The sequence below is a fragment of the Novosphingobium pokkalii genome (genome assembly GCF_014652855.1).
In the GTDB taxonomy this organism is placed as follows: Bacteria; Pseudomonadota; Alphaproteobacteria; order Sphingomonadales; family Sphingomonadaceae; genus Novosphingobium; species Novosphingobium pokkalii.
Window position 1 is genome coordinate 1 of sequence record NZ_BMZP01000019.1, and the last position, 24,064, is coordinate 24,064.

At 61.5% G+C, this 24,064-nt stretch carries 20 protein-coding genes and 1 pseudogene; 11 read left to right on the forward strand and 10 right to left on the reverse strand.

The window, feature by feature from the left end; genetic code table 11:
- Positions 1-70 precede the first annotated feature (70 nt).
- Entirely contained in the window at positions 71-517 is a 447-nt protein-coding gene (locus tag IE191_RS16800; protein ID WP_268249449.1) for a S1 family peptidase, read from the forward strand.
- Between the two features lie 158 nt (positions 518-675).
- Here the strand turns inward: IE191_RS16800 and IE191_RS16805 are convergent, their stop codons facing one another.
- Both IE191_RS16805 and IE191_RS16810 read right to left on the reverse strand, forming a co-directional pair.
- A complete protein-coding gene (locus IE191_RS16805) occupies positions 676-2,421 on the reverse strand; it encodes an ATP-binding protein (protein ID WP_191325545.1) in 1,746 nt (581 codons plus the stop codon).
- The gene (locus IE191_RS16810; protein WP_191325546.1) at positions 2,418-3,683 is read right to left on the reverse strand and encodes an SIR2 family protein; all 1,266 of its coding nucleotides are present in this window, start codon (positions 3,681-3,683) and stop codon (positions 2,418-2,420) included. Before IE191_RS16810 ends, IE191_RS16805 begins: the two co-directional genes overlap by 4 nt.
- 195 nt (positions 3,684-3,878) lie before the next feature.
- Between IE191_RS16810 and IE191_RS16815 the strand changes: the two genes are divergently transcribed.
- The 5 genes from IE191_RS16815 (at position 3,879) to IE191_RS16835 (ending at position 13,240) form a co-directional block, all read left to right on the forward strand.
- Positions 3,879-4,985 (forward strand): IS5 family transposase, encoded by a 1,107-nt coding sequence (locus IE191_RS16815; RefSeq protein WP_191325547.1) that lies wholly within the window; start codon positions 3,879-3,881, stop codon positions 4,983-4,985.
- A 453-nt stretch (positions 4,986-5,438) separates the two neighbouring features.
- Positions 5,439-8,966 carry an SIR2 family NAD-dependent protein deacylase gene (locus IE191_RS16820; protein ID WP_191325548.1) on the forward strand — a complete coding sequence of 1,176 codons (3,528 nt, stop codon included), beginning with the start codon at positions 5,439-5,441 and terminating at the stop codon, positions 8,964-8,966.
- Positions 8,967-9,774: 808 nt separating this feature from the next.
- Positions 9,775-10,389 carry a glutathione S-transferase family protein gene (locus tag IE191_RS16825; protein WP_191325549.1) on the forward strand — a complete coding sequence of 205 codons (615 nt, stop codon included), beginning with the start codon at positions 9,775-9,777 and terminating at the stop codon, positions 10,387-10,389.
- 47 nt (positions 10,390-10,436) lie between these two features.
- Positions 10,437-12,512: a 2Fe-2S iron-sulfur cluster-binding protein gene (locus IE191_RS16830; protein WP_229815543.1), complete on the forward strand. Its 2,076-nt coding sequence runs from the start codon at positions 10,437-10,439 to the stop codon at positions 12,510-12,512.
- Between the two features lie 170 nt (positions 12,513-12,682).
- Entirely contained in the window at positions 12,683-13,240 is a 558-nt protein-coding gene (locus IE191_RS16835) for a carboxymuconolactone decarboxylase family protein (RefSeq protein WP_191325550.1), read from the forward strand.
- 94 nt (positions 13,241-13,334) lie between these two features.
- Here IE191_RS16835 and IE191_RS16840 read toward each other — a convergent pair whose 3' ends face one another.
- On the reverse strand, positions 13,335-14,234 hold the full coding sequence (locus IE191_RS16840; protein WP_191325551.1) for a LysR family transcriptional regulator: 900 nt from the start codon (positions 14,232-14,234) through the stop codon (positions 13,335-13,337).
- A gap of 180 nt (positions 14,235-14,414) precedes the next feature.
- Between IE191_RS16840 and IE191_RS16845 the strand changes: the two genes are divergently transcribed.
- Positions 14,415-15,344 (forward strand): alpha/beta fold hydrolase, encoded by a 930-nt coding sequence (locus IE191_RS16845; protein ID WP_229815545.1) that lies wholly within the window; start codon positions 14,415-14,417, stop codon positions 15,342-15,344.
- A gap of 51 nt (positions 15,345-15,395) precedes the next feature.
- Here IE191_RS16845 and IE191_RS16850 read toward each other — a convergent pair whose 3' ends face one another.
- Entirely contained in the window at positions 15,396-16,085 is a 690-nt protein-coding gene (locus IE191_RS16850) for an SDR family NAD(P)-dependent oxidoreductase (protein ID WP_191325553.1), read from the reverse strand.
- A gap of 98 nt (positions 16,086-16,183) precedes the next feature.
- Between IE191_RS16850 and IE191_RS16855 the strand changes: the two genes are divergently transcribed.
- A complete protein-coding gene (locus tag IE191_RS16855) occupies positions 16,184-17,122 on the forward strand; it encodes a LysR family transcriptional regulator (protein WP_191325554.1) in 939 nt (312 codons plus the stop codon).
- Here IE191_RS16855 and IE191_RS16860 read toward each other — a convergent pair.
- The 4 genes from IE191_RS16860 to IE191_RS16875 form a co-directional block, all read right to left on the reverse strand.
- Positions 17,119-17,835, reverse strand: a complete 717-nt coding sequence (locus IE191_RS16860; protein ID WP_191325555.1) for an SDR family oxidoreductase — start codon at positions 17,833-17,835, stop codon at positions 17,119-17,121. The two genes, IE191_RS16855 and IE191_RS16860, sit on opposite strands and share 4 nt — an antisense overlap.
- Positions 17,836-17,888: 53 nt before the next feature.
- Positions 17,889-18,563, reverse strand: a complete 675-nt coding sequence (locus IE191_RS16865; RefSeq protein ID WP_191325556.1) for a peroxiredoxin-like family protein — start codon at positions 18,561-18,563, stop codon at positions 17,889-17,891.
- A 118-nt stretch (positions 18,564-18,681) separates the two neighbouring features.
- Positions 18,682-19,779, reverse strand: a complete 1,098-nt coding sequence (locus IE191_RS16870) for an alkene reductase (RefSeq protein WP_191325557.1) — start codon at positions 19,777-19,779, stop codon at positions 18,682-18,684.
- Positions 19,780-19,802: 23 nt separating this feature from the next.
- Positions 19,803-20,423: a glutathione S-transferase family protein gene (locus IE191_RS16875; protein WP_191325558.1), complete on the reverse strand. Its 621-nt coding sequence runs from the start codon at positions 20,421-20,423 to the stop codon at positions 19,803-19,805.
- 275 nt (positions 20,424-20,698) lie between these two features.
- On the opposite strand from IE191_RS16875, the gene IE191_RS16880 reads away from it, so the two are divergent.
- Both IE191_RS16880 and IE191_RS16885 read left to right on the forward strand, forming a co-directional pair.
- A complete protein-coding gene (locus tag IE191_RS16880; RefSeq protein ID WP_191325559.1) occupies positions 20,699-21,595 on the forward strand; it encodes a LysR family transcriptional regulator in 897 nt (298 codons plus the stop codon).
- Between the two features lie 142 nt (positions 21,596-21,737).
- Complete coding sequence (locus IE191_RS16885) at positions 21,738-22,091, forward strand: hypothetical protein (RefSeq protein WP_191325560.1); 354 nt, start codon at positions 21,738-21,740, stop codon at positions 22,089-22,091.
- A gap of 71 nt (positions 22,092-22,162) precedes the next feature.
- Here IE191_RS16885 and IE191_RS16890 read toward each other — a convergent pair.
- Positions 22,163-22,336, reverse strand: a pseudogene (locus IE191_RS16890) (transposase); the annotation flags it as partial.
- 146 nt (positions 22,337-22,482) lie between these two features.
- On the opposite strand from IE191_RS16890, the gene IE191_RS16895 reads away from it, so the two are divergent.
- Positions 22,483-23,610 carry a sulfite exporter TauE/SafE family protein gene (locus IE191_RS16895; protein WP_191325561.1) on the forward strand — a complete coding sequence of 376 codons (1,128 nt, stop codon included), beginning with the start codon at positions 22,483-22,485 and terminating at the stop codon, positions 23,608-23,610.
- Here IE191_RS16895 and IE191_RS21370 read toward each other — a convergent pair.
- A complete protein-coding gene (locus tag IE191_RS21370; RefSeq protein WP_373299319.1) occupies positions 23,603-23,788 on the reverse strand; it encodes an efflux RND transporter permease subunit in 186 nt (61 codons plus the stop codon). The two genes, IE191_RS16895 and IE191_RS21370, sit on opposite strands and share 8 nt — an antisense overlap.
- Between the last annotated feature and the right edge of the window lie 276 nt (positions 23,789-24,064).

The following is a 24,064-nucleotide window of genomic DNA, read 5'->3' on the forward strand; positions in this document are numbered from 1 at the left end:
TCCGTCCTTCCAATGGACCAGACTCTAATCAAGCTTGGAGGAAAATCAGGGGGTCACGTCAGTTGGCTTGGTGACGGCAGAACACTGCGTTTCACCGTCCGGAATGGTGGAGCTCTATCATCCGTCAAAGCCATCGAACAAGTTCTCGGCATCTGTGAAGCACCGGTGCAAGCACCGCGATCTGGCGGTCCTTGACCATAATATCTCAGAAAATGAATACTATGAGCTCATGACAGCTAAACAGCCCGCTACCACAGGCGACCCGACCACCGCTATAGGATATCCAGGATATGGCCCAGGTGATAAACTAAATGTCCGTCCGGGCCCCGTGACTTCGCTGCCAATCAAGAGTGGTGTGCAGATGGTGGAGGTCCAGCAAATGTTAACACAGGGCATGTCCGGCGGGCCGCTATTGAATGCGGACGACGGAATCATTGGCGTCGTCCACAAAGGGGGACCCGAGTATGGTCGGCAACTCGCGATCAGCATCGGGGTGCTACACGCTTGGTTGCCATGATGCTCCCCGACTCCAGACGTTCAGCGTTCCATTCTGAATTTATCCGAAAAAATATTCGACACTGGTCATAGCCGCGCGATTATCGAATTCATCGACTAGGATGGCGCTGGTTCGAACAGGGTCAGCAACGAAGGGACCACGACAAAGTCGGTTCTCGATCACGGTGCGGGTTCGCCCTGCACAGGAGCCCCGGGCGGTTCTGGAGGCACCTGTCGCTTCGCAAGGCGATCTTGCCACGCCTTTTGGAACGCCGGCCCTTTGCTGTCGGGCGGGGTCGTGGGGCGGCGCACGAAGATCGGCACCGGTGCGGGCAGTTCAGGGCCAATTACCACAGCCTCGCCCGGTGCAAGCATAGGCACGAACTGAGCGGCGCTGCGGTCAAGATCGCCACAGGCGCGCTCGACCGTCTCGCGATCCTGATCATTGGTCAGGCGGTGAACGATAAGGGTGCCAAGTTGGCTGAGCACGTCCGGCGGCACGTCGCGTGGGCGCTGCGTCGCGAGCACGCATGTCAGCCCATATTTTCGGCCTTCCTTGGCGATTATGCCGAAGGAATCGAGTTTGATCGACGCATAATCGTCCCCAACGGTCCGCCCGAGAAATTGATGGGCCTCATCGAGGAACACCACCAGAGGGTCGGTCCGGAAACGATTAGCGCGCGCCTCGCTAAGCAGGAAACGTCCGATCACGTTGAGAAGGATCTCGCGTGTATTATGTTCGAAACGTACCTCCTTGAAGGACACTACGGCGACATCTCGCGCACCGTCCTCGAAGAAAGCACGAAGCTCGTCGACCAGCGATACCCCGTCCTGTCCGAAGACGCATTGCAGCTCCTGCGACGCGAGGAGCGTGTTGATCCGCGCAGTCAGGCTTTCGCAGAAGGCGACACTGCCTTGGTCGGCGTTGCCGAAATGACCGGGCTCTCCCGTCAGATAGATGCACTCGGCCCGGATCTGCTCGGCGAGGCGATGAATGTCGAAGGCGCATCCCGGCGCATGCAGCGTGACCGCGTGATCGCGCACGGCTGTGAGGAATGGCGCGCGCGGCTTCATGCGCTTGATGATCGTTCCGTCCGCGACAGTGACGCCCTGCGGGATGGCAGCCCCCATTGCGCTTACCAGCTTGAGACTGCGGATCGCTTCGCGCAGCTTGGGTCCCTGGCTCTGTCCCGATGGCCGGAACAGCGAAAACAGATCGTCCTCTGTCATGTGCCGATAGGGGAAATACGCTAAATCCTGACCCGCAGCCGGCGCCGCAAAGGTGAATACCTTGTCGACACAGGCGAGGTCGGAAAACTCGCCGGTTGGGTCGAGAACGACAGCTTTGCCTCCGGCGGCCTTCACCTGCTCGACCAGCGTTGCGACTGTCCAGCTCTTGCCTCCCCCGGTCGCGCCAAACACCCCGCAATGACGCCCAAAGAGGCGATCGGGGGGGAGGCAGACATCAACCCCATCGGCGGCGTCGATCCGGCCGATGCTCAGGGTTAGATCGTCCGATCCTGCAACCGCATTGCGGATCAGGGTCGCGAGTAGCTGGGGCTGGGCGAGATAGACTGCGTCACCGATCTGCGGGAATTGGACAAGGCCTCGCTTCAGCCGATTGGATCGCTGTTCGACGGCGGCGAGCAGCTGCACCCGTCCGATCGGATTGACCGTACCGCCGTCACCCACCTTGGGCTCGACGGTCAGCCGCTCGCCGTCGGGCAGGCGAGTCTCGACGATGCGACCAAGTATGAAGGATCGCTCGCAGTCGATGAACACGAAGTCGCCGACCGCTCCCAACGACGTTCCCCGGCTCTCGCGCCCTGGCACGGCGTTGGGCAGGTTCATATGGATATGGGACGCCGTGACTTGGGTCACCGTGCCGACGTAGCGATCGATCTCGATCGGATTAATCGGGGTCATGCCGGACCCGCCGCGCCTTGCTGGATCGCACGCATGCGTTGGACATGCCGCTCGCGGTCGGTCTCGCCGATCAGGTCTGGCATCGCGGCAGCGAGATCTTGGAACCGGCCGTTCATCAGGTGCACACGGGCATCGCCACTATCGGCCAAGCGCCGGAACCGGGTAAGAAAGCGGTTGGGAAGCTCGGCCTTGCCCGCCAGATCGTGGCCGCCGAGCAGCAGCTGCTCGTCGGGGATGAAAGCGATGTCGCAGATCGCGAGCCGCAGCGACATGTTGGATTCGATCGCGGACATGATCGGACTGCTGATATGGTCGTCATTGAACCCGAACCCGGAAATCAGGAGCGCGGTATCCGGTTCGCGCAAGGCCGCCTGGAATGCCGAGAGCATGTCGAGATAGGGCGCGTCGAAACTCTCCTGATATTTGCTCGAACGCGGATAGATCAGGACCGGCTTGCCTACCTGCGCACGGGTGCGCAGGATGTCGCCTCCGACACGGCGCCAGTCGATCGAGCCATGCAACTTGTAGAATTTCAGGACATTGGCCACATAGTCGGGGTTCTCGCGGTGCCCATCCCTACGCACGATATCGAGATCGAAATTGGTGCGATCGTAGGTTTGGTCGAGATGGTGCGAAAAACCGTCGATCAACGTGAAACGTGACCGGCGCGCCACCTCTTCAAAGCAGAGATCATAATTGGTTGTGAAGAGTTTGGCGCGGGGTTTGCGTACCCCACGGCGTCCGATTTTGCGGATCAGGGCGTCATGAGCATCGAGGCCACTCTCCCGATCGATGAAATCGACGCGCGCTAGGATGGCCTGCTCAGCGATTTCGACAAAAGCCTGCATGGATAGCACGGGCTCGCTCGTCTCGCCGTCATGAAGCTCGAGATAGAGTTTGCATAAGGTGAGCAGCTTCTCGATATTCTCGCTCACGCGCTCGGCGCCGAAGCTGGCGACGATCGCATCGAAAACAGCGTCGCCTGCCGCCGCGCGCACAGCGACCCAGACATCCGACATCCCCGCCGGCGTCGGTCGCCCTGGCGGGTTGCTGACGCCGAAGGACGAGCCGGTGCCGGTGAGGACTACCAGATTGGTGGCGTTGAGGATATTCAGTAGCACGCTGCCGACCGCGTTGGCCGACCCTGGGACCGGCGTGTCGTCAGAATCGCCCTCAATGCTGACCGCTGCCCGCCAGCCCGTGCCCGGAACATAGAGTCTGATATCCGCAGCATTGGCAGCACGGCCGTCCCAGAATGGCATTTGGATCCCTGTTCTTGTACATCCTGTTTCTAGGACCATCGCGGGCTTTTGAGCTAAAGGGAAGCGATAGGCCCGCATTTTTTCGACAGGTCCCCTTATGTGGAAGGCTGACATTAACAGGCTGCGGAAAAAGGCTTCCGTTGAGCACCTTGATGTGATTCAGCCTCTGCCCAGGATGAGGTTGAGGACGAAGCGATGCGCGGATCTGACGAGCGGAGCGAAGGACTGTTTTCCTACGTGAGTTGCGAGGCACGGGTTCTAGCAGGGCACCCGCTGCGGGCCATCCGGGCGATCGTTGACGAGGCTCTGGACATCCTTTCGCCGGATTTCTCAGGGCTTTACGCGCCGATTGGTCGGCCCTCGATTGCGCCTGAGAAACTGCTGCGCGCGCTGTTGCTGCAGGCCTTCTACACCATCCGTTCCGAGCGCCAGTTGATGGAGCAGATGGATTATAATCTGCTCTTCCGGTGGTTTGTGGGCTTGTCGATGGACGCGCCGATCTGGGACGTGACGGTGTTCACCAAGAACCGCGAGCGGCTGCTGGCCGGCGACATCGCGGCAAAGTTTCTCACGGCGGTGTTGCAGCAGGCCCGGGTCAAGGCGCTGCTTTCGGATGACCATTTCTCGGTGGATGGCACGCTGATCGAGGCCTGGGCCAGCATGAAGAGCTTCATGCCCAGGGATGCGGGCGAGGGTTCCGATGACGACGACACCCCGCCGCCGCCCAAACACAAGGGACGCAACGCCGAGCGGGATTTTCACGGCGAAAAGCGCAGCAATGCCACCCACGCTTCAACCACCGATCCGGATGCACGTCTGTTCAAGAAGGCACGCGGACAAGCCGCAAAGCTGTGCCACATGGGTCATGTCCTGATGGAAAACCGCCATGGTCTCGTGGTTGATGCCACGCTCACGCATGCCACGGACACTGCCGAGCGGGAGGCCGCGTTGACCATGCTGGAGCGCCTGGACGGCTGCCACCGCATCACGCTGGGGGCCGACAAGGCCTACGACACCGCCGATTTCATCGCCAATCTGCGCGCGTTGAACGTGACGCCCCATGTCGCGCAAAACACCGCCAACCGGCGCTCGGCCATCGACGGCCGCACCACCCGGCACCCCGGCTATGCCGCCAGCATCCGCATCCGCAAGCGGATCGAAGAGGTCTTCGGTTGGGCCAAGACCTGTGGCAATCTGCGCAAGACCCGCCACCGTGGACTGCCACGCGTGGGCTGGGCCTTCACACTAACCGCCGCCGCCTACAATCTGGTGCGCCTGCCAAAGCTGCTGGCGACAGGATAAGTGCGCCTGATGTACGCCAAATGGGCGGTGAAAAGTCTGGATCGGCGCGCATCACACGAAAAAAACGGGGCCCAGTCCCGCAGTGCATCGCATCAAAGGGAATAGACCCCGCCATACAGGGCCTATTTCCGCAGCCTGTTAAGAGTCCGTCAAGGGAAATGACTGCTTGATCCCACGACGCCGCGTTCGCTTCCGACCAGAACACGACGTTGCGATGTAGCGCCGGGCAGGTCATTCTAGGCCAACACCGGCCATTCCACGCGCCGTGCCATGTTGATCGTTGCCGCCCTCAAATGCAACGTTCGCAAGCCAAATCCATACAGTCCAAAGCGGGCTTTCATTCAAGGAGCTGGATCGGCAAGTGAGACATCTTCTAAATTGAAAGCAATCGCCAAACCGAATAGGCCATCGCACTGATCACATGTTTATTTTCGCATGCTGGACGCCTTGCCGATGAAGGTTGAAGATCTCGAGGACTATCCCGCCCTGCTGCGGCTTTCCCAGACGCTTTGGAAAAGCGAGGGAGCTCGTGGCGCAGCCGTGATGGTGGGCGCCGGAATTAGCCGGTCAGCCATTCTGGCCGCGGATGATATCCCCTTGCCTCCCCTCTGGTTTCATCTCAAGCAGGCAATGGCGCGGGAACTCTATGCGGCGGATCCGACCCGAGCGCCCGATGATGCTTTGCGCCTAGCCGAGGAATATCGGGTCTACTTTGGCCAGAATGCGCTCGACGATTTCATTCACGGGCACATCAGGGATTCTTCTTGGGCGCCTGCGCCGCTTCATCGGATCCTGCTGGAGTTGGACTGGTCGGACGTACTGACCACCAACTACGACACCCTTCTTGAACGGGCGTCCCAAGCCGTCGATCGAAGTTACGAACCTGTGACCAGTCCTGCCGACTTGGCACGAACCCGGGCGCCGCGAATCGTCAAGCTGCATGGATCGATTGACAAGGGCGGACCGTTCATCCTCGCGGCAGAAGACTATCGTGCCTACCCACAGACCCATGGCGCCTTCGTCAATTTCGCTCGGCAGACCTTCATCGAGAATGACCTATGTTTGCTCGGTTTTTCCGGCGACGACCCCAATTTTCTAGCCTGGGCGGGCTGGGTTCGGGATCATTTAGGAGATTCCGCGCGACGCATCTATTTGGTCGGTGCTCTTGATCTCGGCGCGGCGAAACGCCGCTATCTTGTCGCTCATAACATCGTTCCCATCGATCTTCACCCGCTAGTGGCGCACCTGGATAGTAATCGGCGCCATGAGGCCGCGACGTATCGCTTTCTGCAACTTCTGCGCGATCATCGCCCCAAGCTCAGCCATGAGTGGCAGCCTGGCGAGTGTCCAGTGACGCCAACTCCCGATGCTAAGACCATTGAGGAACAGGCGGAAAACCTGCGTACCTGCATCAATCAATGGCGGTTGGATCGGGAGAGTTACCCTGGCTGGCTGATCTGCCCTCACAGTCAGAGGCGTGCGATCAGGAGCGCCACTAGCAACGCTCCGATGTCCCTTCCGGTGCTGCAAGCACTGCCCCAAGAAGAGATTATCGGCTTTTTCAGCGAGCTGATTTGGCGCCATCGTACTGCCTTATGGCCCCTCGATCCGGTGATCGCGTCCTGGATTAGCGATCTAGCCGATCCCGAAGGCATGTCTCAGATTTCACAGCAGGCGCAGGCAGATCTGGCTCTTGCCCTGCTAAATCACGCGAGGCTTGAGGGCGACGAGGCAAGCTTCGAGCGACTTGCTAGGTTTATCAGGAGCCTACCTTCTTTCGCGGGCGAAATGAAGGCCGAGGCCGCCCATCAGACTGCGCTTTACCACTGTGCGCGGTTCGATCTGGCAGCTGCGCTTGCCGTGACCGCCGACATACAGGGAAAGGATCCGATATGGGCACTGCGTCAAGCGGCAATTTTGGCCGAATGCGGCAAGCTCGAAAACGCCGAGGCTCTCGTCCACGAGACACTTAAGGATCTGCAGCGCCGAGAGAGGCTTAATCGAACGTCACTCTGGATTCAATCGCGGCTTGCCTATTTCGAGTTCATAGCAGGCAGTTATCGTCGTGATAGGTTCGAGGACTATGCATGGAATGATCGCTATCGGGCAAGGCATTGTGATCCTTGGAGTGAAATCGACGCCCTAACATCCTCGATCGCAAAAGCCGTGCGAGACAGCCGGCGCCGCCCTGATGTTGGGACGCCCCGCTTCGATGCCGGATCGTCGGTTACGCCAACTGTAACTCTCAGTTTCGGCAGCTATGCAACGGTAGAGCCTATTGACGAGTTGGCTGGCCTATTCGAAACGGTCGGCGTGCCTCCGCGCCTTCGCTATCTGAACCTCTTCAATGATGAACGGATAGACGCGCATACGCTCAAGGAGGAGCGCAATGCGCCATGGCTTCTCAATTTGATCCGCTATCTGGCTGGAGACCGTGACGCACTGCTTGATCGCTACCTGTCGCGGCTGGTTATCGCGACCCTGTCGAATGATGATGCCGCAACAGCCACCAATGCCCTTATCAAGGCTCGGAACTACTGGCTTGCGCAGATGCAAGGCGCACCGATCGAAAGCGAGCGCCACCTCGCCGCTGATCGTCTGAAGTCACTTCTCCAAGTTCTGGCTCGGTTTGTCATTCGCTTACCCAGTGCTGCTGCCTATAATCTTCATATCGAGATGCTCGGGCTGATCCTCGGCAGCAGCTTGCGCAGTCCGCTTCTTTTTGAGCCCATAGCGCTTCTCCTGCGCAACAGCTACGCCGCCATCGCGCCGGATCTTCGGCCTCAAGCAGCGCAAAAAGGCCTTGCCTTGCCCCTTCCGCTAGATCCCCATGCCATCGATCCGCTCAAGTGGATTGGGCACGATGATATGCGTGCAATTAAGCCTAACGCCAACACAGCAGCCTTAATTGACCAATGGCTGGCGGAAATGGAAGTGGATCAATGTCGGAATCCTGCACTTCATCGCCTGATTTCCTTGAGGCAGGCTGGTCATCTCTCCGATGCCCAAAACCAGATCTTGTCTGAACGGCTGTGGGGAGATCTTGATGCTGGCGATCCTCCTCTGCCACGACAGCAGGTGCTGTATCCCTTCAGCCTGACCGACATTCCCAAGCCTGACAGGACTTCAGGTAGCGACGCGTTCAGGAAGCGTATATTCGCGATGCCGCCCGATCTGACCAGCGAACATGGTGCGATCTCGATCCTCTATACCGTCAGATCGAAAACATTTAAGCCGACATACAAGCAGGCCAGAGAACTCTTCGATGTGTTTTGCGCGTGGCGTAGTTCGGCCATCACCCCAGACCGCGGCCTACTCACGCCCTTACATGAGCAAACGCAGGGTGCGATTCGACACGCCGCCGGACTGGCTCTTTCCGAGGCCCTGACTCCGTTCCTAAGTTCCAAAGACAAAACCGGTGAGCGCGCCCTCGCGCTCTGGAACTTCGTCACAGCGACATCCGACAATGCCGGTTTGGGCGCGCTTATACATTTCACAGCAAAATTCAGCGACTGGCGCTCGCGTCTTTCGGGGCAAATTTTGAAGGGCTTCGTGTCATCTGACAGCAGGACCATCCGCAATAGTTATGACGCGATTCAGCGATGGGTCGGTGCCCCACCGGCAATTAGAAGAGTCCTGCCGCCCGCCATCATTGATCGTCTGGTAATGATGATTGAGGTCCAAACCGATTTCGAAATGCCGATGCTTTTAGACACGATGCGTGAAGTGGTCGTGCATAAGCTGCTCCAACTGGAACAGCGGCACCGCCTTGAGGCAGCATTAGGTGACCTCCTCAACATGGCCCAATATAAGCTCGTCAATCCGAAATCTAAGCTCGCTGTCGACATCTCGCTGGTGCGCCGCGAGGCCGTTCGCCTTTGCCAGGCAATCCGCGAACAAGGCAGCAAAGCCCCGATCCTTGACGCATGGCTGCGAGAAGGATCGGAAGACATTCTACCTGAAGTGCGATATTGCCGCTGACAGCTTTACCACTAGGGGGTCGAGCATTTATCCTCAGGTGAATTAGGTGAAGGTCAGCTAAAGTTTTTCTCGCAGTCCAAAGGAGGCCTGCCGGTCTGTCCATCCCCAACCGAAGGTGAGAGGGCATACTCGGTTCGATGAATGGCGGCTTTCGGCGCAGTCAGATAGCACCTGCTGCCATTGCGACCGGCGGGTAAGTCCCAGCCCTCGTCCTTCGGTAGTACCACCGACAGCGTTAATGTACGGCCGGTTTCGATGGCCCGGCCCAAGCCGCTGAATGTCGCCTTTCGCGGCGGCAATTCCAACCACGGCGAACCGGCAGCACGCGACCAGATCACGTCATTCCGAGGGGGTGGATGGAAGGACGGTCTAGGCGGACACCGGCCACACGCTCACTCGATCTGCTGGTCTGCTGAAAGATGTGGTCTGCGGAAAACTGCCATTCGTCTCCCACAGTTCAAAACGTCACTGACATCGAAAGCCCACACATTCCGCGTGTTTATACTGGGCCGAATGACCTGCACGATATGCGAGTATGCACAGGGAGGCAGTTAGCTCGTGATCGCGAACGGCATTGGAATGCCCACCCAACGGAGCGGACCGCCAAATCCATTATTTCCGGCAGAGCAATAGTAAACTTCCAAAATTCACGATTATCGTCATCAACGATCGATGACAAGCATGGCCTCATGAGCTGAACGCACGACAAAGAGCTGCTCCACGTCGCGCATTGCGGGGCGAGGACGGAAACTGGTCCACCTGCAGCCAGCACCGCATCTTTTCCCCGCTGTATCGAACGGAGAGCACCATGAAGCTGTATCATCATCCACTGTCTGGCCATTCGCACCGCGCGCGCCTGTTTCTGTCCCTGCTGGGCCTCGACCATGAGCTGATCGAGGTGGACCTTGCCGCCCGCGCCCACAAGGCACCCGCGTTTCTGGCCTTGAGCCCCTTTGGCGAAATACCGGTGCTGGAGGATGGACAGACGGTTATTGCCGATTCCAATGCCATCCTCGTCTATCTTGCCCGGAAGACCGAAACGGATGCATGGCTGCCGAAAGACATTGCGACCGAAGCGGAAGTGCAGCGCTGGCTGTCTATCGCGGCGGGGAAACTCGCATACGGTGCCTGTGCGGCCCGACTTATCACCGTCTTCGGCGCCTCATTTGACGCCGATGAAGTGATCAGCCGGGCGCATGATACACTGGTCGTCGTGGAAAAGACGCTGGCCACGCGCACATGGCTGGCGGCAACCACCAGCCCATCCATCGCGGATGTCGCGCTCTACAGCTACATCGCCCGCGCACCCGAAGGGAATGTGGACCTCGCGCCCTATCCCCTCACATGCGCTTGGTTGCAGCGGGTCGAGGCGCTCGAAGGTTTCGTGCCGTTCCAGACCACGCCAGCGGGACTGACCGTCTGACGCCTTATCCGGTCGGCGGGGAAGCCCTTGGCGCGTTTCCCCGCCGCATGGAGATCACGATCATGTCTGAACACCCCGCGATGGAAGCGGCTTCACCTTGGCACCGCGGCGAAATCGCTTTGCAGCACACCGTCGGCGTCGCCGCGCAAATGGCCGAGCTGGGTCGGCGCGTGATCCGTGACCACATGATCGACCAACATCGCCAATTTTACGAACAACTGCCCTTCGCGGTCTTTGGCACTATCGCCCCCGATGGGCTGGTGTGGGCCTCCCCGCGTGCTGGCTTGCCGGGCTTCCTGTCGGCCAGTGACGCCACGCATCTGCGCGTGACCAGCGCAGCGGACCCCGGCGACCCGGCGCAGGCTGGTCTGGTGCCCGGCGGCGCTGTGGCTATGATCGGCATCGAACCTGCGACCCGGCGACGCAACCGGCTCAATGGCAAAGTGGTAGGCATGGGCGATGGCGACTTCGTGATCGCGGTCGAGGAATCCTTTGGCAATTGCCCCCAATATATTCAGCAGCGATCACCGCATTGCACGCGCGATCCGCGCCTGCATGTGGCGATCCCCCCACAGCATCTGGCGGCGCTTGACAATGAAGCCCGTGCCCTGATCGGGCAGGCGGACAGCTTTTTCGTCGCGAGCTATGCGCAGACGGCGCAAGGCTTGCGCGCCGATGTTTCGCACAGGGGTGGGCGGCCAGGCTTTGTGCGGATTGATGATGATGGCACCCTCACCATCCCCGATTTTGCCGGGAACCAGTTCTTCAGCACGCTTGGCAACATAAGCGAGACGGGCAAGGCCGGGCTCGTGTTCATCGACTGGTCAAAGGGTGATGTGCTGCAGATCTCTGGCGAGGCCATGGTCTTGCTGGATTCGCCCGAAACCGCCGGATTTCAGGGTGCCGAGCGGCTGTGGCAAGTAGCGCCCCAGCGCATCGTGCGCCGCAAGAGCGCCCTGCCGCTGACATGGGATCTGGCAGATCACGGGTGGTCACCCAATCTGGCCGCGACCGGCATCTGGGCCGAGGCGCGGGCAAAGCAGGCAATCACCGAGTGGCGCCACTTCAGGATTGCGCGGATCGTCGATGAGAGCCGCGATGTGCGCTCCCTCCATCTCGAACCTGCCGATGGGGGATCCATGCCGGTGCCGCTAGCCGGGCAACACCTGCCAATCCGCGTGGCGCTGCCCGATCAGCCTCGCCCGCTGGTCCGCAGCTACACACTCTCCTCTGCCCCCGGCGCGCCACTATACCGCATCAGCGTGAAGCGCGCCGGTCGCGCCTCGCGCCATCTGCATAGTCTTGCGGTCGGCGATGTGATCGAGGCGCGCGCGCCGCAAGGCAGCTTCACGCTGGATACGGCCGAGCAGCGCCCCGCCGTTCTGCTGGGGGCAGGGATCGGCATAACCCCGATGGTGGCGATGGCCCGCCATCTGGCCGATCAAGGTGCCCGCAGCGGCAAGCCGCGCCGGGCGTGGCTGATAACGTCAGCCCATTCGCCCGATGACCAGCTTTTCACCAGCGAACTGGCGGCCATTGCACAGGCCAACCAAGGGGCCATCAAGGTGCTGCGGGTGGTGGGTCGGGTTGATCCTGATGGGTTGCCCGGCAACCACGATCACCTTGGCCGGATAGACATCGACCTGCTGCGCCGCACGCTGCCGTTTGGTGATTATGACTTCTATCTCTGCGGCCCTGCGGGTTTCATGCAGGATTTGTATGACGGCCTGCGGGCCCTGAATGTGGCCGAGGAGCGCATTCATGCCGAGGCCTTTGGCCCATCCGCGCTGAGCCGCAGGATCGAGGCGGGAGCGGCGGTGATCGATTCGACCGGGCCTGCCGAACAGCCCGTCGCCATTACATTTGCCGATGCGAGCATCAATAACGGCACCAGCGCCATCTGGACCCCAGAGGTTGACAATCTGCTGGCTCTGGCAGAGCGCTCGGGCCTGTCTCCCGATTATGGCTGCCGGTCGGGGCAGTGCGGCGCGTGCCGGACCCGCGTGCTGGCCGGGCAGGTGGTCCACACCACCCAAGTGGGCGTTTCGCTTGCGTCCGACGAGGCGCTCATCTGCTGCGCGGCTCCCGCCAAGGAGAGCGGCCCGGTGACCCTGCAAATCTAAACCTTTGTGGTGGCGCCGATACCGTGCGCCCGGCCCATCCTCGTTCTCGCTTATTCCCAATGGGCATAAGCGTTAGTCGATCAGCCGATCTTCGTTGCCGCCCACAAAGGAGCCAATGTGTGTGGGTCGAACAACGACCCCTTCCACTGATCCAGACAAGGACCGCATCCATGACCGAGTTCACCGCCTACACCATCGAGACCGCTCCTGAAGCCGCCCGCCCCATCTTCGAGGGCGTCAAGGGTGCCTTTGGCTTTGTGCCGAACCTTCAGTCCTACATGGCTGAATCGCCTGAACTGCTCGCTGGCTACACCGCGCTGTGGGATCTGTTTTCCAAGACCACGCTGACCGTCCACGAACAGCAGGTGGTCTATCTGACCGCCAATTTCGAGAACGAATGCCACTATTGCATGGCTGGCCACACCACCTTGGCCAAGATGCAGAAGATGGGTGATGACGTGATCGCCGCGCTGCGCGCCGGCACCGAACTGCCCGACGCTCGCCTTGAGGCGCTGCACCGCTTCACCACGCTGGTGGTGCGCGACCGCGGCTTTGTCGCTGATGCCGATGTTGATGCCTTCATCGCCGCCGGCTTCACCCGCCGCAACGTGCTCGAAGTGATCCTGGGCGCGGCGACCAAGCTGATGAGCAACTACACCAACCACATCGTCCACACCCCGCTCGATGCTTTCATGAAGGGCAATGAGTGGACCAAGCCCGCCGCCTGATTTCAGGCCAGGCGCCGGTCGAGGCGTAGCCTCACATGCACCGCCCCGGTTCCGCGTCTTCAAGCGGTGCCGGGGCTTCGCGTTTGGCATACTGTCAGGTGCTGGCGCTGCGGATACCGGTCATTGCCATTTGCCGCTGTGCGACATCGATAAAGGCGCGAATGTTCGGCTGATCCTTGCGGCCGCTCTGGAACAGCAGCGAGACCGGCACTGCCGGCGCGTGATCGCCATCCGGCACCGGGATCAGACGGCCAGAAGCAAGGTGATCGGCCACCTGATAGGACAGTGTCCGCACAATCCCAAGCCCTGCCACTGCGGCGGCAATCGCCGCATCGACATTGTTGACCGACAGGCGCGGCAACCGGCCTTTGCCCCCGGTCTCAATCCCCCAGCCGCGCTGCGGCCCAAGTTCGTCTTCCAGGACGATCAGATGGTGACGGCGCAGATCGGCCAGACCGCCTGGCATGCCATGCGCCTGCACATAGGCCGGGCTCGCACTGAGCACCCGCCGCACTTCGCCGATGCGCTGCATGTGGAGCGCACTGTCACGCAGATCGGCAATGCGTACCGCGATGTCGACGCCCTCCTCGACCATGCGCACCATGCGATCGAGCAGCAGCAGCCTGATGTGCAGATCGGGATAACGGCCAAGCAGTTCCGCAACGACGGGAAGAATATGCAGCCGCCCGAACATCACCGGCGCCGTCACCGTCAGTGTGCCACGCGGGGCAAGGCGGCTGCCACGGGCTGTTTCGAAAGCGCCATCGATCTCGGCCAACCCTGCGCGGGCGCGGTCGAGAAAGGCTGCCCCCTCCTCGGTCAACCGAACGCTGCGTGTGGTGCGCATCAGCAGGGATACGCCAAGGCTGGCCTCAAGAGCGGCAATGCTGCGGGTCACGGTGGTGGGCGACATGTTGAGCCGCCGCCCCGCTTCGGCAAAGCTGGCATGTTCGGCAACGCAGACAAAGGTTTGCAGGGTTTTCAGCCGGTCCATTGCGCACTCCCTTCGGCCTGCTAGGACTATCAGCCAAAATGGCAATAATGAAGTGAATTATTTCACGATTATCGACGAGGTGGGAATGAGAGAGAAGGAGCCATCGCCACCATTTGTCGACAGGAGCCCAACATGTACCAAGCAAACTTTCTTCGCGCGGTCTGCGCCGCAGCCATTGCCATGGCGGTGCCCACCGCCAGCCAGGCCGCCCCGGCCAGCACAATCGCCGCGCTCCCCGCCGCTTCAGCCGTCCACTATCGTACCGCCAAGGTCGAGGGCCTTGATGTCTTCTATCGCGAGGCGGGCCCGAAGGATGCACCCACCGTCCTGCTGCTGCACGGCTTTCCCAGCTCATCCTTCCAATACCGCAACCTGATCCTTGCGCTTGCCGACCGCTATCATGTGATCGCGCCCGATTATCCCGGTTTTGGCAATTCCAGCGCGCCGGATCACACAAAGTTCGCCTATACGTTTGCGCATCTGACCGACGTCACCGATGCCTTGCTCGGCCAGATCGGTGTGAACAGCTACACCATCTACATTCAGGACTACGGCGCACCGGTTGGCCTGCGTCTGGCGCTGCGCCACCCTGAGCGCGTGACCGGGCTCATCGTGCAGAATGGCAACGCCTACAAGGATGGCATTCAGGACTTCTGGAAGCCGGTCGAAGCGTTGTGGGCCAATCCGACCCCCGCCAACCGCAACGCGCTGCGCAAAGTGCTGACGCCAGAGCTGACCAAGTGGCAATATGTGAATGGCTCCAAGGACGAGAGCCGCGTCGATCCCGACACCTGGGCCCACGATCAGGCGCTGCTTGACCGCCCCGGCAATGACGAGATCCAGCTCGACCTGTTCTATGATTACCGCAACAATGTCGCGCTCTACCCGCAATTCCAGCAGTTCTTCCGCACGCGCAAGCCACCGACGCTGATCGTGTGGGGTGCCAATGACGTGATCTTCCCGGCCGATGGCGCCAAGGCCTACTTGCGCGATAACCCGCAGGCCGAACTGCACCTGATCGATTCCGGTCACTTTGCCCTCGAAGACCGCAGCGACGAAATCGTCCCGCTGATCCGCGACTTCCTGGGGCGCACACTCCCCAACCGTTGAACGACCGCCCCATCTCGGCGCCCGGTGGCCAAGGCCGCCGGGCGTCAATTTTTACCACGGCAAGGATCGGTTGAACCGATCTACAAAACGAAGGCCGGGCTTGCCCCGATTTGCTTCGACCATGTCCACGACATGGGGAATGCTCTCCTCTATCGAAAGCAGCGCATCCTCGCCTCCCATCTCTGTGCGCACCCAGCCCGGCGCGACCAGCAGCAACGCATGGCCATCCCCGGCATGTTTGGCGGCATAGCCCTTCATCAGCATGTTGAGCGCCGCCTTGCTGGCAGAGTAGAGCTGCCAGCCGCCCGTTGCATGGGTGATGCTGGCCAGCTCCGAGGTCATGATGGCAACCGTGCCACCCTTTGGCACCAGATCGCCCATCAGTTCGGCCGCGCGCACGGGTGCCAAGGCGTTGGTCAGCATCATGGCAAGGAAATCCTGCTCTGACGCGGTGGCCGGGCTTTCCGCAATGGCCCTGGCAATGCCAGCATTGATGAACAGAACGTCGATGGCCCGGCCAGCGAGACGTTGGCGCAGCGCATGCACCCCGGCAGACTGGTCGATGTCCACCGTCTCGATGTCGAGACTGGCAGGAAAGCGCGCAGCCAAGCCGTCCAGTCCTGCCGAGCCGCTGCGCGCGGTGGCGATGACGTGCCAGCCCCGCTTCAGCCATTCCTCCGCCAAGGCAAGGCCAAGCCCACGCGAAGCGCCCATCACCAGCACCGTTGAAATCTTTGTCATCACAACCTCCAGGATTCATGGAGGACACCTATGGCACTTTACGACGTCGGACTATAAAGCCGATTTGTCATAACATTCCGGATCAGGAGTCATGCAGATTGCTTTACGATGCGCGCCTGCTGTCAGGTGTCACCGTGCTGATGGCAGTGGTGGAGGCCGGGACCATGACCCGCGCCGCGCAAACGTTGGGGCTGACCCAGTCGGGCGTGGGCCGCGCAATCCAGCGGCTTGAGGCGCGCATGGGCGTCAGGCTGCTCGACCGCACCACGCGGACCTTGCGGCTTACCGACGAGGGCAGACGGTTTTGTGATCGCGTGGGCCCGCATCTCGATGGCATTGCCCACGCCGCGCAGGAGGCCGCAGGCAGCGCGCATGCCGTGCGGGGCCGCCTGCGCGTCAATGTCGATCCCTTTTTCTCGCGACTGGTGCTGGCGAAGGAACTTGGCAGCTTTCTTGCCGCCTATCCCGAGGTGCGGCTGGAACTCGTCATGCGTGATCATGTCGGCGATCTCGTCGCCGATGGGTTTGACCTGGCGCTTCGCTTCGGCGAACCTCAGGTCGCGGGCTTCACGGCGCGCAAGCTGCTCGAAACGCGCATCCTTACCGTGGCATCGCCCGCCTATCTTGCGGCCCGTGGAAGGCCGCTGCATCCCACAGACCTCGCCCAACATGACTGCATCGATTATCGCGATCCCCTGACCGGCCGCGCCTTTGACTGGGAGTTTCGCAGGGGCAAGGAGATCGTGCCGGTGCGCCAATCCGCAAGGCTGATGGTGAGTGATGTGGCGACGATGACCGACGCCTGTTGCGAGGGCGTCGGCATCGCCCAGATCATGCAACTGGGCAGTGGCGCCTTGCTTTCACAAGGCAGGCTGGTTGAACTGTTTCCCGACTGGCGCGATGAGACCTTTCCGCTCTACGCGATTTACCCGATGCGCCATCACAGGTCCGCCCGGGTTGCGGCCTTTTCGCAATGGTGCCTCAAACTGCTGGGCTCGATCGACGCCGCATCGGGCGAACCCGTTCCCGCCGCCTAAAACGCAGCCTTGCCCACCGAGGCACCACCATCGACATTCAGGGTCTGGCCTGTGATGAACCCGGCCTCGTCTGACAGCAGGAAGGCAATCGCTGCGGCAATCTCTTCGGGCTGGCCAAACCGGCCCATCGGCACGGCAGAGAGGTAGCGGCGCTCACCTTCGCTGCCGGGCGCGTTGTTGGCGCGGAAGAGCTCGGTCTCGGTCGGCCCCGGCGAGACAGCGTTCACGGTGATCCCCGTTGTTGCCAGCTCCAACGCCCAACTGCGGGTAAAGCTGACCAGCGCCGCCTTGGCCGCCGCATAGGCCGTGCGCTGCACCGCGCCCAACACGGTCAGGCTGGTGATGTTGACCACGCGCCCCCAGCCGCGCTCGACCATGCCCGGCAACAGCGCCTGCACGGCTTGCACCGCCGGGTGGAGGTTGACCTGCATCACCTCGTCAAGCATCGGTAGCGTGACGGACGCCAGTGACTGTGCGCCCACCAGCCCGACATTGTTGACCACGCCATCGATGGCAAAACGTGCCGCCAGATCGTGCAAGACGCCCTGCGTCGCATCGGCATTGGCCAGATCGACAGGCACCAACGTGCCCGGAAACGTGCCGGTGGCATGGCGGGCCAGGCCGATGACATGATGCCCACTGCGGGCGAGGCGCTGCGAAAGAGCAAGGCCGATACCCTTGCTGGCGCCGGTGATGAGAAAGGTTTTTGGCATGGATCGATACTTTGCAAATGCCCCGGCCGGGCGGACTGGCCGGGGCGGAGGGATCAGGCAGCGGCATGCGCGGCGCGGCGCAGCGCTGGCAGCATGTCCTCAGGCTCAGGCCGGCGGGTGTAATCCGGGTTCACCTCGGCATAGAGGATCGTGCCATCCTGGCCGATGACATAGCGGGCGGGCATCGGCAGCGTCCAGCTGGCATCGCCGTTGAAGGCGGGCAGGTCGTTCTTCAGGCTCTTGTAAAGCTCGACCAGATAGTCCGGCAGCTCGAAGCGCAGCCCGAAAGCGGCGGCGACATCATTGTGGGTGTCCGACAGGATGGGGAAGCCCAGCTCATTCTGGCGCACCGACTTGCGGCTGTTCACCGCGGTCTGCGGCGAGATCGCCACCAGGCTGGCACCCAGCTTGGCAAATTCGGGCAACGTGGCCTGCAAGGCCTGCAGTTCCATGTTGCAATAGGGGCACCACACGCCGCGGTAAAAGCTCACCACCAGCGGCCCCTTGGCCAGCAAATCCGCCGAAGAAACGGGCTGACCATCGGGATCGTTGAGGGTGAAGGCGGGCGCCTTCTCACCCGCCTTGAGCGCGCGGGCCGCAGCGCCGCTGGCGATCAGCTCGGCCGTGGCGCGGTGCATTGTCTGGATCACTTCGGGCGGCACGTTGTAGGGCGGCTTGCCCGCCTGGAAGTCGGCCTTGAAAGCATCGAGTTTGGCTTGCAGTGTCATGGGAAGTCTCCTTGGATCCGGGTCTTGGGGATCGGGGTCTTGGGGAACAATGGGACCTTCCGGCAGGGACTGGCAGTCACGTCGTCCGACTAATGCCCATTCCCTGCCGGAATGATCGTCAGACATTGGCGCAATTGTAGAAGGGATAGTCGGTGTAGCCGCGCGCATCGCCACCGTAGAAAGTCTCGCGGTCGTAAGGCGTGAGCGGGAGATGGTGCCGAAGGCGTTCGGGCAGATCGGGGTTGGCGATGAAGTCGCGCCCAAAGGCCACGGCGTCGGCGTGCCCAGCCTCAAGGATCGCCTCGGCGCTGGTGCCGTCAAAGCCGCCCGCCGCGATCAATGTGCCGTGAAACAACGGGCGCAGATGCTCAGCAGCGACCGGTTCGGCATCCTCGATAAGCTCGGTGCCCTTGATGCGCGGCTCGACAATATGGAGATAGGCGATGCCCAGCGCGTCGAGCTGGCGCGTCACATACCCGAACGTCGCCTGCGGATCGCTGTCCGACATTGAGCCGTAGGTGCCACTCGGCGAAAGCCGCACGCCAACCCGTTCGGCGCCGAAGACATCAATGGCCGCCCGCGTCACTTCCAGCAGAAAGCGCACCCGGTTCTCGATCGGGCCGCCATAATCGTCGGTGCGTTTGTTGGTACCATCCTGCAGGAACTGGTCGGGCAGATAGCCATTGGCGCCGTGGATCTCGACACCGTCAAAACCCGCAGCCTTGGCACGTGCGGCGCCGGCGCCAAACGCGGCAATGATCGCCGGGATTTCGTGCCGCTCCAGCGCTCGCGGTGTCGAAAAGGGCACCGGCCCATGCTTTGCATAGCCATAGCCTTCGGCCGCGATCGCCGAGGGTGCGACAGGGGCCTCGCCGTTCGGCTGGATGTCTGGATGCGACTGGCGGCCAACATGCCACAGTTGCATCACGATCTGGCCGCCCTTGGCATGAACGGCATCGGTGATCGCCCGCCAGCCCTCGATCTGCGCATCATCGTAAATGCCAGGCGCTCCGGCATAGCCATAGCCTTGGCGCATGACAGGCGTGGCTTCGGACACAATCAGGCCGCCATCAGAGGCGCGCTGCTCATAATATTCGCGCATCAAGGCATTGGGGAGATCACCGGGATCAGAGCGCATCCGGGTCAGCGGCGCCATCACGACGCGATGCTTGAGCGACAAGGCGCCGGCGGTAAACGGGGCAAACAGCTTGGACATGAAGGAAACTCCCGAGTGGAGGGTCAGGCGGCCGGGACGAGCGTGTTGATGCGCGCAATGGCGCGCTGGACGGCGGGGCGGGCCGCCATGTCGTCATACCAGCGCGAGACATTGGGGGCGTTGTCGAGATCGACCAGGGCGAATTCACGGCGCCACAGCCAACCGAAATGGGCAATGTCGGCAATGGTGAAAGCATCGCCGGCCACGAACGGCCGCCGGGCCAGCACGCCATCGAGGATGCCAACGGTACGCTTGGCCTCGTTCGAGAAGCGCTCGATTGCGATCGGCTGTGGCTCTGCCGCGGAACGCTGGAAAAAGCCTGACTGGCCGAATGCCGGGCTGAGGCCAGAGGCGTGAAAGAAGAGTTGCTCGAACGCGCGCGCCCGTTCCTCTCCCGATGCGGGCAGCAGTCCGCCGGCCTTTTCAACTAGGTAGACCAGGATCGCGGCGGACTCGGTCAGCACCAAATCGCCATCGACCAGCACGGGCACCTTGGCATTGGGGTTGAGCGCGACGAAGTCGGGCGCCTTTTGCTCCCCCTTGCGGACGTTGATCCCATGCAGCTTGTAATCGAGGCCGAGCTCTTCCAGCGCGATCAGCACCTTGATGCTGTTGGGCGTGGCGAAGGCATAAACGTCAAACATGATTGTCTCCTTTGGCAGGCTGGCGGCGCGCCATGAGCGGTGCAGCCAGAACGAGAAGCACAGGGATCGGGCTGCCCGTGGTTTGAAAGGCGTGAAGTGCGCCAAGGATGGACGGCGAGTGGGGCGCACGCATCAGCCAGAACATCGCTTGGCACCTCCTGCTCGCCTCCGGCCCATCCGGTGGCGTGAACAGGAAATGCCTCATTGCCCCTCGACAGAGCAGACCGCTTGAGGCGATAATGTTCATTCCCATGAGGAATAGGAAAGGCGCCGAAATGGACCGCTATCAGGCAATGTCGACACTCGTGCGGGTGGTGGAGACCGGCTCGTTTTCAGCCGCGGCGCGTCAGCTCAACGTGGGACAACCCGCAGTGTCGAAGACCATTGCCCAGTTGGAAGCCCGCCTTCAGGTTAGCCTGCTGATCCGCTCGACGCACGGGCTCACGCCGACCGAGGCGGGTCAGCGTTTCTACGAACGCGCCAAGGCAGCCATTCAGGAGGCCGACGAAGCGGAACTGGCCGCGCGTGGCGCTGGGGCGGGACTGTCGGGATGCTTGCGCGTATCGGCCGCCACAACCTTTGCCCGACTACATATCGTGCCGCTTTTGCCCCGCTTCCTTGAACAGCATCCCGATCTGGAGATTGACGTGATCCTTGATGATCGCATCATCGATCTGGTGGCAGAAGGGGTGGATGTCTCGCTGCGGATGGGGGCATTGCCCGATTCCTCTGCCATCGCACGAAAACTGGCGACAGGCGCCCGCTCGGTTCTGGCAACGCCAGCCTATCTTGCGCGGGCGGGCGAACCGCAAAACCCCGCAGAGATCGCCGAGCACGACGTCGTCATTTACAGCCAGCTCGCCAATGTCTGGTCTTTCACCCGCGATGGCGCGGAAGCGTCTGTAGCTGTGCATGGCCGGGTAAGGGTGAGCGCCGCAGAAGGTTTGCGCGCCGCTGTGCTCGCAGACATGGGACTGACGATCACATCGGATTGGATGTTTGCCCCGGAACTGGCGAGTGGCGCGGTGCGCCGTGTGCTGACCGGCTGGCAATTGCCCTCGCTGGACCTGTGGGCCGTGTTCCCAGCCGGACGAATGGCCAGTGCCAAGGCGCGCGCCTTTGCCACTTTCGTTGAAAATGCCATGGCGCGGGACCATTCCGTGACAGCATAATCCTTATCGCCGCGCACCATCGTCCGCGCCAAGGGAGAAGCGATGACGCGATCCTTTCGCCACCAATTTTTGTCGCCCCAAGCATAAGGGGCGCCATAATGGCAAACTTTGGATCCTATCGCCAAGTTTCCCCAATGCCCGCTTGAACCGCAAGGTAAAAGACGTTCTTGAAGTGCAATTGCATACCAATGGCGGCAAACTGATGCGCCACGCGCTGGTAATTGCCTTCCTCGGAACGGCCGCTCAATCCCGCCCTTCGTCATTTATGCACCTCGCGGCGGCGGTGAACGAAAGACTTGTTCCGACACCGCAGCCCAAGCCCCGGAACGTCTGGAATGGCGGCGAAATTCTTTCGAGTGTTGTGCCAGTCTGCTGGCGACCAGAGCCAGTCGTTCAGGTCACTCGCTGCGAACGTCTGCATTTGACAGAAGCCGCCAACGGACTGAGCTCGGGAGTCGCCCTATCGCAGCGTCGTCTTGGCCGTGGCTTGCTGTGACGTGTGGTCGTCGGGCTGAAAGCCTATCGCTCAAGGCGCGTGTAGAACCAATGTGAACGTCAGTCATCGGCCCCGGAGAAGGTGATCGTCATCCCGACGATGGCCTGACGCTTCCAGGACGCGATCATCGTATGGTGCACGCCGTGCTTGGCTGCCAGCTCCGCCAGCGTCAGGTCACCCCGGATTGCCTCCAGCGCAACCTCCGCCTTGAAATCCGCGCTGTAGCGCTTCCTCGTCGTCTTCATTCCCGTACCAATCCATCAGGTCGGGAGTAGCTTAACACCCTGTCCAGAAAACCGGCACCACCTCACTGCACGGGTCCAACTGCAGCGGTAGGTTTTCCCCGTTCGGTGGCATCGGATTCGTCGAACGCTCGTGCTATCAGCGCCGCATGATCCTAGCGCTCGTCTTTGTCGCCGCCTTCCTCGCCTTTGTCGTCAGTGCAGTCGCGGGTGGCGGCGCTGGCCTCGTTCTCGTGCCTCTCCTGAGGTTGATCCTGCCGGTGGCATCTATCCCCGGTGCCCTCTCCATCGGCACGGCGGTGAGTTCGGTCTCCCGCATCTCGCTGCTGTGGCCAAGTATTCGATGGGACGTCGTTCGCCGCTTTGTGCCGACAGCCTTGCCTGGTGCGGCATTAGGTGCGTGGCTACTAACGCGCTTCGAACCGGTCTACGTCGAGTTTCTGCTGGGCTGCTTTCTGCTGCTCAACCTCCCATCGCTATTTCGACGGACACCTCCGCCTGGAACGGAGAAGCCGCTGTCCCTCGGTCGGTTGCCCTGGCTGGGCGCCGCGGCAGGCTTGCTATCCGGCTTCACCGGAGCCGTCGGGGTTGTGTTCAATAGCGCCTATTACCGCATGGGACTTGGCAAGGAGGAGATCGTCGCGACGCGCGCGAGTAACGAGGTGCTGCTGCACCTTCTGAAGATCGGGCTCTATGCGGCGTTCGGCTTGCTGCCGCGATCGGCGTTGATTGCGGGCGCGCTCGTCGCGGTTGCAGCGCTTGCCGCATCGTTCGCCTCCCGCCGTCTTCTGTCGTTGATGCACGAGAGCATTTTCCGACGCGCTGGGCTGCTTGCGATGGTGGCATCAGGCGTTGCGATGTTCAGCCTGTCGGGCAGCAAGATCATGGCGATCCATCGCGCTTGGGTCTCGTACGTGGCGCCTGGGGACGAGCACGAACTTCAGCTCTACTGGGGCGGTCTGCGACAGTTCGCCGTTGAGCGCGAGGAGCATGGCGGACTGGTGATCGAGCGAGTGGTTTCGCGATCCGAACTGCCCGCCGCAGTCGCTGCCGTTCTGCCGAGCATCGAAGCTGCGGGGGCCATCGTCATGATCGAAGAAGTGCGGGGGGACGAGCGATATTACGAGATCTATTGGCGCCGTGGCGACGTGCTCCACAAGGCGGACATGACACCCGAAGGAACGCCGCGCCACCGCGTTGCCTCCGTCGACGCCGGGCACCTGATCGCGAACGCGCGAAGGCGATTTACGCCCGGTGGTACGGTCGCGGTCAGGTGACTGTGGGTTGTAGCGCAGGACGCGACGCGGTGAGGCGCACCAGGGGCGGCATCGCGAGCAGGACGAGCGGATATTGCAGCAGCAGTCCTGCGATGATGACGATGTCGAGCGGTTGCTGGATCCCCGAGCCTTGGCCGATGGCCAGCGCCAGCGGCGTCAGGGTCAGAATGGCGGCCATCGTAGTCATGGTAACCGGAACAACCCGCCGCTCCGCTACTACGAGGGCTTCGCGAACCGGATTGTCCAACGGGAATTCTACCGCCAAAGGTTCGAGGCCGGCGTGCGTCTTCGCTATTGATAGATCCGTCAATCAAGGCGGCGGCCGCATGATTAGACTGACCGACTTCTAGCGGGCGGCCATTTGGCGGCCCAAACTGCCCGTTAGCGCTCCCCTTGCAGGATCGTAAACTCCTCGGCCATCCGCTTCTGCCGAAAGCCGACTTTCAGCATCCAA

Excerpts from the sequence above, each read along its gene's own strand:
- IE191_RS16805 (WP_191325545.1), bottom strand. The coding sequence starts at position 2,421 with ATGACCCCGATTAATCCGATCGAGATCGATCGCTACGTCGGCACGGTG.
- IE191_RS16810 (WP_191325546.1), bottom strand. The coding sequence starts at position 3,683 with ATGCCATTCTGGGACGGCCGTGCTGCCAATGCTGCGGATATCAGACTC.
- IE191_RS16815 (WP_191325547.1), top strand. The coding sequence starts at position 3,879 with ATGCGCGGATCTGACGAGCGGAGCGAAGGACTGTTTTCCTACGTGAGT.
- IE191_RS16820 (WP_191325548.1), top strand. The coding sequence starts at position 5,439 with ATGAAGGTTGAAGATCTCGAGGACTATCCCGCCCTGCTGCGGCTTTCC.
- IE191_RS16825 (WP_191325549.1), top strand. The coding sequence starts at position 9,775 with ATGAAGCTGTATCATCATCCACTGTCTGGCCATTCGCACCGCGCGCGC.
- IE191_RS16830 (WP_229815543.1), top strand. The coding sequence starts at position 10,437 with ATGGAGATCACGATCATGTCTGAACACCCCGCGATGGAAGCGGCTTCA.
- IE191_RS16835 (WP_191325550.1), top strand. The coding sequence starts at position 12,683 with ATGACCGAGTTCACCGCCTACACCATCGAGACCGCTCCTGAAGCCGCC.
- IE191_RS16840 (WP_191325551.1), bottom strand. The coding sequence starts at position 14,234 with ATGGACCGGCTGAAAACCCTGCAAACCTTTGTCTGCGTTGCCGAACAT.
- IE191_RS16845 (WP_229815545.1), top strand. The coding sequence starts at position 14,415 with ATGGCGGTGCCCACCGCCAGCCAGGCCGCCCCGGCCAGCACAATCGCC.
- IE191_RS16850 (WP_191325553.1), bottom strand. The coding sequence starts at position 16,085 with ATGACAAAGATTTCAACGGTGCTGGTGATGGGCGCTTCGCGTGGGCTT.
- IE191_RS16860 (WP_191325555.1), bottom strand. The coding sequence starts at position 17,835 with ATGCCAAAAACCTTTCTCATCACCGGCGCCAGCAAGGGTATCGGCCTT.
- IE191_RS16865 (WP_191325556.1), bottom strand. The coding sequence starts at position 18,563 with ATGACACTGCAAGCCAAACTCGATGCTTTCAAGGCCGACTTCCAGGCG.
- IE191_RS16870 (WP_191325557.1), bottom strand. The coding sequence starts at position 19,779 with ATGTCCAAGCTGTTTGCCCCGTTTACCGCCGGCGCCTTGTCGCTCAAG.
- IE191_RS16875 (WP_191325558.1), bottom strand. The coding sequence starts at position 20,423 with ATGTTTGACGTTTATGCCTTCGCCACGCCCAACAGCATCAAGGTGCTG.
- IE191_RS16880 (WP_191325559.1), top strand. The coding sequence starts at position 20,699 with ATGGACCGCTATCAGGCAATGTCGACACTCGTGCGGGTGGTGGAGACC.
- IE191_RS16895 (WP_191325561.1), top strand. The coding sequence starts at position 22,483 with ATGATCCTAGCGCTCGTCTTTGTCGCCGCCTTCCTCGCCTTTGTCGTC.
- IE191_RS21370 (WP_373299319.1), bottom strand. The coding sequence starts at position 23,788 with ATGGCCGCCATTCTGACCCTGACGCCGCTGGCGCTGGCCATCGGCCAA.